The sequence below is a fragment of the Bartonella sp. AP11XZML genome (assembly GCF_042196445.1).
In the GTDB taxonomy this organism is placed as follows: Bacteria; Pseudomonadota; Alphaproteobacteria; order Rhizobiales; family Rhizobiaceae; genus Bartonella.
Genome location: NZ_JBHIQF010000039.1, coordinates 1 through 12,927, shown reverse-complemented (window position 1 = coordinate 12,927; position 12,927 = coordinate 1). Strand labels below are relative to the sequence as shown.

Here is a 12,927-nt window from a genome sequence, read left to right as displayed (position 1 = left end):
GGCATTTCCCCCTGCTCTCATAGAGCTATAATGGTTGTCAATGGTATCAGCATTAATAATAAGATTGCCACTAGATTGTATCATTCCTTGACGAGTAGGCGAAAATTCTTGCGTGACAGTTTTCTGTATAATGTGAGATAAATTATTCCATCGGTACCCTTGAAAAAAGCGAACTTTCACTCTCTTCATTCCAAGTAAATGCCTTGTATACTATCCCATCTTCTAAAGTTATCTTACCATAAGTTGCCTCTTTGTTGGGCAAAGAATTTTTAAAGTGAAAATCACATATGTTTCCTGAACATTCAACTTCCTCATAGGAAACGGCCCACATTTCTACCCTCAACTCATTTGCTACACTTGTTGTATGATACAAAATCGCATTTTCATTGAATCAAACCCCTCTGGTTTTTGGAATGCGATGGTGACTTCTTCCGTTTTTTCCGTGATGATCAACAAATTGAACAGATCAATCAAGCTGTTGAAACCTTTTTAGCAGAGATAGTACTCAGTATAATATCAAAAAACACAATAAAGTCAATAGTTTGCTTGCAATTATTTTATATGAATCCACTCAAGAATCCATCTTTTTATGCATGATTCATTTGACCATTTTTTATATAAGATTGCCATGTATGAATAGACCATAAAAAGCAAATCATGATGCTAATATTATAACGCATGTAAACGTTCAATGAAATGAAAAGCAGATATCATTCATAACAGTTTATAAATCTTATGATACGTTTTTATCACAGCAGAAATCGCATTGTTTAAAATTTAGTCGTTTGGAACTATCGATAACATACGTTTAAAGATTACTTCTTATTTTAAAGATTGGATTGTTAATCGCATAAAAGAGTAAATTAACGTTCGCCAAAATTGGCGAGCGCAAAATAGAGAGCTGTCATAACAGCATCATCATAACACCGAACATTTTAAAGATTGCATAAAAGGATTAAGGACAAGATCGCATTTTAAAATGCTGTCTAAAAGTTTAGAAAACGATAAAGAGGTATTTTATATCTTATGAAATCAAAAGCCTTTTAATGAATATAGTGCATAGCTAGTTTTGAAGAACGCAACTGTATTCGCTTCCACAAAAAAATGGAAGCGACAATGCCATGGCAGTAGAATTACTATCTACTTTAGACTTGGTACTAAGAAACGTTTTAAAAGTTATAGTTTAAAAATACGCTTATGAGACCCTCTTTAAGTGAACGTTTAAACGTTTGAAACTGATGTTTATAACAGTTTTTAAAGCCTTACCTTTGATAAAAGCGGTTGTTTATTTGTCTTATGAGAGATTGTTTTGAAAACCAACGTTTACAGATGTAAAAAGAACGTTTTAAAAAAGACATTAGTTTAATAGGCATTTGCTTTTGATTGTATTGAGATGAATCTAAAAAGCGTTTTGATTTTAGAATGTAAGTTATTTCAATTTACTCAACTCAATTTTAAAGTCAGTATATTGAAACGTTTTAAAAGAAGCATTTTGATCATGGGCTTTGTTTTAAATAAATCTCTTTAAGATAAAGACATTATGATTGATATATTTAATGGCGACAAAAAGCATTTATAGGCTCTCCCATTCAAAAGAGTGATTAAAGATCATACGCATCATTTACATTCCTTTTGATAAGTTTTCATATGTTTAATAAAGCGTTTGCAATATGATACCTTTTGTATATATGCATTCATTATTGATTTCGTTTATATGAAATATTTGCACATACCTCCATTGAAAGCCGCGTCATATCACTTGACACGGCTTTCTTTTATGAATGCTCTCTTTTATGATATGTATATTAAGCAATTATCTTATGATACGTTTATAGCCATCAAGAAGGCACCCCCATGTCTCNGGCATTGCCAAAAACAGAGCCATAAATTTCAGCACAACCGCCCACCAAAGCACCGCCATAGACCTTGCCATGTATTTTTGCACGACCATTAATAAAGGCATAATTATAAACCTTGGCATAGCTATGAATACGGGCAGAGCCAGCAACAATGGCACGACCATAGACGCGTGCATAACTAAAAACCGTAGCATCATAAGAAACATGAGCATAATCATAAATATGAGCATCAGCAAGAACGCGGGCAGCACCACTCACATGAGCATACCCATAAACATTGCCATAAACATGAGCATTGCCATAGACACAAGCATGGTCATAAATTTTTGCGTATTGAGAGATGAAAGCCTTGCCATAGATTTCACAATTCCCATAGACTTGACCACAAACTTGAGAAAAATGCCGTATTTTTGCATTTTCAGAAACGACGGCATAGCCATAGACACAAGCTTTATCATAAACCCAGCAATTGCCATCATGGGATAGATTAGCTTCCTTTTCAATAAAGCCGCCGAGGTCACCAGCCTTTACATCATCAAAATCTCTTAAAGCACGAATGCGATAGAGATTTATAATATTTCGAGTAAGAGCATGTTTGATTTTTTTGATTTCACTGGTTAATTCGTATTTTTTGCACATAGAGGTACCCTCACAATCTAATGTGATAAACGTTTTCTAAAATTTGAAATGGGAAATTTGGTTGGAAAGCAGGCGCCCCCGCCGCGCCCCGCGCCATTATTTACGCAGCGTTATTTGCAATAACCTTTACAACGTTATCGCTTTCATAAACCTCACAATCATTAGGAACCCAATAAAGATCACTATGTCTTTTTAACCTTGCATTGCCATAGACATTACCTATGACCATGAAATAACCAGAGATTTTTGCATTGCCATAAACACAGCCTTTAATCTTGGCATGGCACCCCACACTAGCACGACCATAAACCTTGCCATAAATCTTTGCAGCACCACTAACAGAAGCATGATCATAAACCTCGGCATTGCCATGAATACGTGCACTTCCTGATAATTTTGCATTGCCATAAACCCGCGCCTGATGATAAACCCAAGCATTATAAGAAAGATGCGCATTGTCATAAACATGGGCATTTGCATAAACGCGGGCGTGATCACAGACATGAGCATTGCCATAAACAAAGCCCATTATAATAGCCTTATTAAAAATCTTGGCATTTTCGTAAATATGAGCAGGATTTAAAACAAGAGCATTATCATAAACCCAGCAATTGCCATCATGAGAGAGATTGTTTTCACTTTCGATAAAGCCGCCTAAAGACCCAGCTTTGACATCAGAAAAGTCTTTTAATGCCTTAATGCGATAAAGAGTTTGATTATTAAATACACGTGTCTCATTTGTGAGTGCAAACTTTTTTTGCATAACACTATTCCTTTATAAAGAAGATTAAATTTTAGAATGAAATGTTTTAAAGAGGGGCGCCCCCGCCGCGCCCGCGCGTTATTTACGCAGCATCATTTTCATATTCGCTATCATTGTCATAATACCCCTCACAATCAGCATAATATTCATGACGGTAATAATCATCTTCACTACCAAATTCTGGATATGCCTCATCACAAATATCTTCATTAGCAGTTAGAGAGGCATTACTATGAATATAAGAATTCCCTGAGATAAGAGCATCACAAACCATGGCATCATCAAAAACACGTGCATCATCACAAATATAAGCAGAGCCACTTATTTTAGCATTGCCGCCGACATGAGCATTATCACAAATCACAGCGTTATCAGAAATATGAGCATAATCAGTTACATAGGCATTATCATAAAGCTGTGCATTGCCTTCAATTACAACGGCATTGCTAGCATGAGCATTGCCTGAAAGTTTAGCATTGTCCTTTAATGTTCTTCCTTCAAAAATAGCATTCCCATAAATTTGAGCATTACCATAAACGTCAACAAAAAAGCTTTTTACTTTAGCATTTCCAAAGACGCGTGCATTTTGAAAGACCCTTGCTTTATTATAAACCCAGCAATTTCCCTCATGAGAGAGATTATCTTCACTTTCAATATAGCCCCCGAGGTCGCCTTTTTTGACATCATCAAAATCTCTTAAAGCTCTAATTCGCGTTAAGAAATGACCATCGATATATTCACAATCATCAATAAATTCGTATTTTTTTGCAGGCTTTTGTTTATTAACAAGCGCGGTTTCATTTGCAATGTTAGAGAGAACGGGGGTGTTTTTTGATATATTTGTCATATTTAAAACCTATTCGTAAGATTTTTTTGTCATTTGACACCTCTATAGAGGCGTCGGGCGCTGAAAAACACGGCGAATAGTCCGTTGCTTATACTTTTCCCTCGAAAAGGTATTGTATGGTATAAGCACACCCGACAAAATCATTATATGCCAATGATAGCATAAAAGAAAGTCAGTATTTTAAGAAATGGGAGAAGTTGTTTCGTAACTTATCCGCTATTCGTTAAGTGTTTTTCAATCACTTGACTATTTATATAACAAAATACGTATTTATTGTCAATTAATATTTTATCTTTTTTGATATTTTTTGTATTTTTTAAATTGCATTCTGTATTAATGTTATCATGTGCTTATGAATTGCTTCTTTTATATTTATGCGCTTTTAAAGCTATATTATGGGCTTTCTGAAACAATGGCGTTCTTTTTTGAATCTATACATTTATAATATTTATAAACGCTCTCATAATGCGTATTTTTATCTTTATAACCTATCAGTTTTTTTCACTAAATGATTTTTAATTTTTTTGTGAATTTTGTTTATAACACATTTGCAACTTAACAGTTTTTTATAGAGATGATCTTTATAACCAACGCATTCATTTGCATTTTTGCTTTATTCAAATAAGGCTGTTATTTTTACGCATTCTCTATAGCTGTTATATGCTTTATAGCCATGGCATCATTTTTCATTTTCATAAGAGAAACGATAAATAGGATATAGGATAATTACGATTTATAGATTGTTATGAAAACATCTCAATAGAAACTGATAATTATAGAGATTAGCAAAATCCCTTTTATGAATTTTTATCAGTTCTTTTGAATGATAACCTTATGATTTTAGAGAATTGATTACAACGTGCTTTATGAAAATCATATGATCCTTTAAAGCTTTTCAAAAGATAGCTTGTAACTTATAAGAGATGCTATCAAGATCATTATAGTTATGAGTTTTGACGGGGTTTTGAGTTTTGAGGGTTGCTGCTATTATGTAAAAAAACGATAAAAAGCAAAAACGTTATTTTTCAATAGGTTAAGATTTTACAGATCTTAAAAAAACAACCCATATTGATAACACAACCTATAAATTCAACTAATAATATACGTTTTGAGGGGGTTTTGACGGTTTTTACACCTTCAAAACCTATAAGCAAAATGAATATATATATATAACTCTCTTTAAACAAAGCTTTTGAAAACAATAAAGCACTCATTTTAGATTACGATATAACCTCTTAAAGGCAATGGAAAAGAAGCCTATTCACTTTAAGATGGGATTTCTTTTTAGAATAACGCATATAAACACTCCTTTTAGAGATTGTATCTAATCAACTTAACAAAAAGAGGTATAATTATGGTTATAAGCTCTATACCCCTTGTGAGTTTATCATACTCATTATGTGAGCATGCTTTATAAGTTATTCAGTTTCTCTTAATACCAAATTTGGTAAGTTTTTTACAATTTTCATTGTTTCTAAACTTACGGTAATAACCCTTTGAAACAACTCTAGAGGGTAGGCAGGGTTTCCAACGGTTTCAACAGCATAGCGATTGGCATCATTCACAATGCCGCTCTTCTTATCAGTCTTTACACACTGACGCCCCATAACCCATTCAAGAGCAGGCTTGCCATTGACGATATACTCATAAGCTTCAAGAGGGATATCTGTCATTGTGATATTGCTGTTATAAATGACAGTTGATTTATCCTTTTCCTTACTATTCTTAATTTTTGCGAATTTCATTTCAGTTACATAATAGAATTTTTCGGGATTAGAGATCTCTGTAACTTTTGGATTGCCTTTTTTAAAGGTCACTGGATAAGGCTCTATGCTTTCATAATTCACGTGCAAATGACCCAATTCACGCCCTGCTGTTACAAATTTCCAAAAATCACCAGCACTCTTTACGCAAGGGATACGAGGTAATTCTTTGCATAAATTATGTGCATAACGGGCACGATAATCTTCCGAATGAAGTAAACCGTAAACGTAATAGAATAGATCATCTTTTGTTATGGTTTCATTAGGATAAGCAGCTTTAAAATGTACTAATCCTTCATCAGTAATGGCATCACGCCTCTGTAAACCAGCTGTTTTGCTTTCTTCTGTAAATAAATGGGATTGTTTCTCACTTTTACTTTTTGAAACCGTAGCATCTTCATAGATATACCTTGGAAAGCATTGACCACTCTCTATTGTAGTAAGATTAGGTATACTTTTAGCCATCAAAACAGAAAAACCACTTCTTGCGCCTATACCTGTAACTTGTATTACCTTATTTTCGACTACTTGCCCCATCGGAAATATACGCGGCATTTGGTAAGTTCTTTCATTAAAAATACGATTGTAATAGAGCCATTGCTTTGTAAAGGGACGATAAAGACTTTGAACTGAACAATTACTTTCAAATTCGGAAACTTTTCCTCTTACAAACTCTTCTTTTAGACTACTACTCCAACTGATTTTTTTAGCATCAACGTTAACAAAATTGTCTACAGCATTTTTACGTATCCTGCTATCAACATGCCCATAAGCATTATTAAAACGTTCTACTTCACTATTATAGAAAGCAATCGTATTAGTCATATTTTTTGCTAAAACTTTACGGCTTGAATTGTACGCCCAAGCATCACGATTGGTTGAAACTCCAAGAGAAAAATTTTCAAAAAGTTTTTTACCATGACCTTTTTTAACACCTAGAGCTAAGAACGCTTTGAAATTTTCATCACGTTGATGAATCCAATCACCATGTTCATCCGGCGTAATTGTTTGCCATTTTTGTTTACGCGTAATGCCATCAATACTACCAAAGGACTTGATTATCTTAAGTTTTTTTGTAGTAGAAAGATTATCTCCAATGTCATGATAGTAAATTTTACAATCTCCAGAAACACTAGGATTTTTGATAAATAGTGTCACAGCAATACCGGTCATACTTCCATTGCCAAAAATATTTTCTCCTTCTTGAGCAGTTCCATTGCTTAACATATTTTTACGTATATCCCCTCGTAAATTAAGCACATAAATACTTGTAAATTCTTTGGCTAAAGATTTTCGTAAGCCAGCCATTGTCGACTTTTCTATATAACCAGAGCCAGAAACAAAGCCGATTACCCCAGCATTCTCAATACGGTCGCTTGCCCAGCGTATAGCACGAATATAACTGTCATATAACTTTTGCGTACTAGTTGCTCTAGATTGAGCGGCGTAAGTTTCACCGATACGTTTATTTAATATGGGATAGGGAGTATTCTTTGCATTATCATTTTCATTTTTTTGTCCTACCGAATAAGGAGGGTTGCCAAAGACAACTTCAATATCCAGTTTCTTTTGATGTTCTAAATATTCACTGTTTTCTTTAAATAATTTTTGCAGCAGATTCTTCTCTTCAAGCATCCGAAATGTATCGGTCAAACCAATATGCTTAAAAGGAATATACTCTCCTTTCATAAGACTATGATACGTCGATTCAATGTTAATCGCTGCTATGTAATAGGCAAGCAAAACAATCTCATTGGCGTGGATATCATGACGGAATTTATATTCCATATCCTCTGGTTTGATGAGATTAGATTGTAAAAGCCGTGTGATAAAAGTACCCGTTCCCGTAAAAGGGTCAAGAATAGACACACCACGTGACCCTAAGCTTGTTCCAAACTCATTCCGCAACACATCATCAACAGAATGAATGATAAAATCCACAACCTCAACGGGTGTATAAACAATCCCAAGCTTATCCGTGGTTTTCTTAAATGCCTTGGCAAAAAAACTTTCATAAAGTTTGATAATAAGATTCTGTTTTGCATGAGTTTCCGTAATGCCTGCTGTACAGAATGTGACACTTTTGTAAAATTTATCAAGATCTTTCGTTTTCTCTTCGATATTGGTTTTATCCAGTTCCGTTAAGATCTTATCCATTGCTTGTGAAATGGCATTGTTCTGTACAAATTCATTGCCTTCAAACAAGGCTTCAAACACGGGACGCGTGACAAGATGTTGTGCTAACATCTCAATCGCTTCCTCTTGTTTGATTTCACTGTTGACGTTGTTCTTTAATTCCTTATGAAAAGCATCAAAGGCGTGAAAGGCTTCACTCTTTTCATCGGAAATCATATCTTTAAGATGATTGATATGATTTTGAGCAATCTCAGCAACATTGTTCGCCCAAATGCCCCAATAATCCGTGATTTTAAAACTATCCAGAAAAATGGCTTTGACAAAATCAAAAAATTCAGAACGGTGGAATAAGTCTCCTTGTCCTCCAGATACCGATTGAGATTTGCTTTCTGCTGTTCCAATGGTATGTCCAGAACTTTCTGCTTTTGATGGTATCGAGATCTCATCAACCGTTGTGGTAAGCTCTTTTAATTCATTGGCACGCTTAATCTCTATAATCTCAATCGTATGGCTGCTATCTTGTCCTAAAGACATCTGATTAATTGTCCGAGCAAGCCTTTCGTCATGAGAATGTAAAGCATGCAAAACTTGCCAAACAACACGATACCTCTTATTGTTTTTTAAAGCCTTTTTGGCTTCTAAGTGTGAAGGAATGATAATGGGTAAAATGATATAGCCTGTTTTCTTATTTGGAGCACGACGCATCACACGCCCTACCGCCTGTATCACATCGACTTGGCTATTGCGCGGGTGTAAAAACATGATGGCATCAAGAGCAGGGACATCAATCCCTTCAGACAGACACCGAACATTGCTTAAAATCCGACAAACATTTTGCCCCGCATCTTCTTTAAGCCAATCCAATTCTTCATTGCGTTTTTTGACGCTTTGCGTTCCGTCAATATGTCTTACTTCACAGTTTAGAAAGGGAACCGTTTGAAGAAAATCATCAATATGAGATTTGATAATTTTATTGAAAAGCTTTGTTATATATTGAGAGGTGTTGATATCTTTGCAAAAAGCTAAAGCACATTGCATGGGCTCTGTATCATCATCATCAACAGCCGCTTGCTTATCTATTTTGGTAAGGGCTCTATAACAGCCAATAATTTTTGCCGCATCATCTAAATCAATTTCACGGTTTTCATTGGCAATAATCTCCTGTATGGCTGGTGTGATATAGGTTTCATTAATACCCAAGACCACAATCTTGTAAGGAGTTAAAAGTTCATTATCGACAGCTTCCGCGAAGGTATAATGATGAAGTTGTTTGCCATAAAGCGTTTCATCGTCCATAGATGCCAAAACAGCATTGATCTCATCCGCCCGCCTTTTAGCAGTATCACTAAAGATACGCGGCGTTGCTGTCATATACAGACGTTTTTTGCCCCAAATGATGCTGTTATCATGAACCTTGATAAATTCGGATTCATTGTCTTCACTTCCCAATGAAGCACCAGTGGTACGGTGTGCTTCATCACAAATGATTAAATCAAATTCGGGTAAACCATGCTCTTTTTGTGCATCCGAAATCACTTGGATTGAATGGTAAGTTGAAAAGACCACCGTCATTGCGTCTACTAGGTTTTCGCAAGCTTCTTTGGCAAGGGCTTGGGCATCCGTGGTAGCAGGGAGAACAAGATCTGATGTTTCCATGCCAATAATATCATCTTGGTTTTTACGACGCTTGCCTACTTTCGTATCCGAACAAACCGCAAAAGAACGCAACGGCACTTGTGCATCGGCTGTCCATTCACGGATTGTTTGTGAGACTAAAGCCAGAGAAGGTACCAGAAACAAAACACGCTTGCCTTTCCCAGCAAGGGTTTCTGCTATCTTCAAACTGGTGAAAGTCTTCCCCGTACCACATGCCATAATCAGCTTGCCACGGTCTGCTTCTTTTAAACCTTCACAGACTTTCTTGATGGCTTCTTCTTGATGGGGACGAGGCTCTTTTGTTGATTTCAGAACAACTTCTTTTTTCGTTGCAAATATTTGCCAATCTATCCGACTGTTTTCCATATGACGAAGGTCAATACGATAAACGGGTATCGCTTGTCCTTTAATCATGGCATTCACATTGTCACTTAATTCCACTTCTGTGGTATCAACGAGAAGGCGATATTTAAAGATATCTTTTCCAGAGGCAGCGATAAAGCTATCAATATCCTTTTTACTGATCTGATGATCTGCTTGATAACACTTACATTGAATAGCGACATAACCCTCTTGATGACGAAGCTTAGCAACTAGATCAATACCGATATCATTTTTATTCCAACCTTCACGCTTTTGCGCCCATTCATAATAGGTTTGAACCTTTTCGTAGCGTCCATAATGGAGAGGGTCTTTTGTCAAATAAGCTATGACAAGGTTTTCAAACATGGTTCCTAATTCACGGGGTGATTTAGCTTTTTGACGATAATATTCCAACAGAGAGCGTAAAGTGACGAGTTCATTATCAGAATGATGAGAGCGAAGCATAAAGGATAAACTCCATAACTATCTACGATACAGATTAATTCTCTTCAAAAGAATCGAAATGAAGCTTATTAAATCCATTTTGAGCAAATGGTGAAAAAAATGTAGAAAAATGCGAAAAAACGGATAAATTTTTTCAAAAGGGGTTTTAAAAGATTGTTTATCCACAGCCCATGGCATGGAATAAGATCAGCAAAGTAGTAAAATTTGCTATTCGTTTCACGGGTTAATCAAGATAAATGTACTACGTGCTTTAAAATATCAGAATGAGTACTTTGATAGGTTTTATAGAGAGGTTTTGTAGGTTCTTAAAACCCCCAAAACCCCTACAAAACCCCTTTTTATATATATCATAGATTGTATTTACAGATTGTATTTAATATAGGTTGTTTATTTAAAACATTAACATATTGAAATATAATGATTTTTATTTTTGTTTAAAAAAATAAAATAATACGTATAAAAAACACCCCCAAAACTTATAATGGGGAGTGCTTTGAAGAGTTCACTGTTATATTGTTAATGTTCTATAAGATTTCCAAATTGCCTCAGTGTGATGTTTTATGGCTTGTCACTAAGGGATTCCATTCATAGCGTATGGTCGGTCGACCGCCTTGTGAGCTCTTGTCTCCAGAGATTTCACGTATATAGTTACAACGGCATAAAAGCTCTAAAGCTTGCTTAACGGCTCCATTATCTTTGAAACATTTCCAATCACGTTTATAAATATCCCTTGTTGTAAAAACATCGGGTAAATGATCACAACGTTCGACAATTAATTTTGCCCCCTCTGTTGCTAAGCTATTCGCCGCCGCATAAAGCCTTTTGACATGACTTAACAAATATTTTTCCCATCGCAAGGCTATTTCAAGGGCATCTTTATTGATTTCCAAACGCCCACCCTCAACCAGTTCAAAAATCAACGCAAGGGTTGGTATGGTTTGATTCATTTTCAAAAGATGTGCTTTTAAACTTGATGAGAAATGACCATTCTTTATTCTTTTCTGAAAATCTTCCCACCACTCACGAAACATTTCTTGGGCTTCGGCAGAAAAGCGTATAGTTATCGGATATTTTGGTGATCCTAATGGTTTATCATAAAGAGAACGAAAAACCCCTTGATAACTTTCCCATGCTTTTTGATTGGGAGGTCTATCAACCCATAACTGCTCTTGTCGGTCATCGGGATAGATCAGCATTTGAAACCGTTGCATAAGACCATCATCGTTTATTCCACGGTGCATGTCTTGAATAATGGGAATAATACGTGCAGGTTGAATACCCCCTATAATAGAGACAGTTGCATTGGGAATAAAAATGGTTCCCCGTCCTATACGGTCATAGGTGTAAGACTTATTGCCATTAAAAGCTGTTAGATAGAAAGAACGGTCTGATTGATATTCCTTTCTTTCCAAATTGGCTAAAAAACCAGCCAGTTCATCACGAACCAACAAGAGACCACGGGGGTTTTCTTTTAAGAGTTCCCCAAGCTTTTCAACGGTCACATCATTGACGATAAGACGGCGTTTTATAGAACTGTCATCTTCCTCACTTTCTTTGTGTTCAAGAGTTTGTGAAAGAAGAGCAAGGGCTTGTTCTTCATCTTGATCTTTGAGTGCTTTATAGGCTTGTTTTTTCTTTTCTCGTTTATCTAATTCACTAAGAATCTCTTTTGTTTCTTGCTGTTTTTTCTTCTTTACCCACTCTTGATGCCATTCCTCTTGAAAGACATAAAGAGGTTCTAAAGCAGCGTCCATGGTACCTGTTTTCATGGTCGAAGGTTCCCCCACAATGACACCCCAGAGATTAGGAACAATTTTCCAATTGGCATGTTGTTTTGGGGCAACCCGCACGCCATTGCCAATAACAGCAGCCAAACCACAGAGAGCAGAGATAGCAATAAAATCCATAGGGGCTTGTTGGCTATCCGCAACGTCATAAACATAGTTCATTAATGGTGTTGGCAACTGTAATAAGCTAAAAGGCTCGACGGGTAAGAGAGGCGCCGTGATAGGCTTTATTTCGCCCCAACCATTTTGTTGCAATGCTTGTTTATAAGGAATGGCTTCTAAACAAGTCTTATCATTTAAAAAAGCATTATCGTTATCATTGCATGAAACATTTTGATTGTTGGTATCGACAATATTGTTTTTATTCTCTCTCATTTATTTATACCTTTCAGTATCAAAACATCATTGAAATCTAGACCGTAGGGGGCTTGCATCATAAAGACCTCAAAGCCTTGTCTATAGGCATGTGCAGCGAGGGTAAAACCTGCTTTACGACCCGCTTCATCACCGTCCATTGCAATTGTCAGACGGGCTTTGATTTTGGGTAAATTCACACGCATCATGCCATGGGTTGAAAGGGACGCCCATAAATTCACGGGCTCTGTTAATAACCCAGACAGCAGAGCCAGACCGGTTTCAATGCCCTCAC

At 36.0% G+C, this 12,927-nt stretch carries 7 protein-coding genes; all 7 read right to left on the bottom strand.

The window, feature by feature from the left end:
- A partial coding sequence (locus ACFIMG_RS03235) for a hypothetical protein (protein ID WP_375679369.1) occupies nt 1-189 on the bottom strand: 189 nt, incomplete at its 3' end.
- A gap of 1,649 nt (nt 190-1,838) precedes the next feature.
- Nucleotides 1,839-2,498, bottom strand: a complete 660-nt coding sequence (locus ACFIMG_RS03230) for a hypothetical protein (RefSeq protein ID WP_375693567.1) — start codon at nt 2,496-2,498, stop codon at nt 1,839-1,841.
- A gap of 100 nt (nt 2,499-2,598) precedes the next feature.
- Nucleotides 2,599-3,261, bottom strand: a complete 663-nt coding sequence (locus tag ACFIMG_RS03225) for a hypothetical protein (RefSeq protein WP_375611050.1) — start codon at nt 3,259-3,261, stop codon at nt 2,599-2,601.
- Nucleotides 3,262-3,343: 82 nt separating this feature from the next.
- Nucleotides 3,344-4,108, bottom strand: a complete 765-nt coding sequence (locus ACFIMG_RS03220) for a hypothetical protein (RefSeq protein WP_375678748.1) — start codon at nt 4,106-4,108, stop codon at nt 3,344-3,346.
- A gap of 1,418 nt (nt 4,109-5,526) precedes the next feature.
- Nucleotides 5,527-10,491 carry a DEAD/DEAH box helicase gene (locus tag ACFIMG_RS03215; RefSeq protein WP_375678747.1) on the bottom strand — a complete coding sequence of 1,655 codons (4,965 nt, stop codon included), beginning with the start codon at nt 10,489-10,491 and terminating at the stop codon, nt 5,527-5,529.
- Nucleotides 10,492-11,036: 545 nt separating this feature from the next.
- Complete coding sequence (locus tag ACFIMG_RS03210; RefSeq protein ID WP_375678746.1) at nt 11,037-12,653, bottom strand: YfjI family protein; 1,617 nt, start codon at nt 12,651-12,653, stop codon at nt 11,037-11,039.
- A partial coding sequence (locus ACFIMG_RS03205) for a toprim domain-containing protein (RefSeq protein ID WP_375678745.1) occupies nt 12,650-12,927 on the bottom strand: 278 nt, incomplete at its 5' end. The genes ACFIMG_RS03210 and ACFIMG_RS03205, both read right to left, overlap by 4 nt.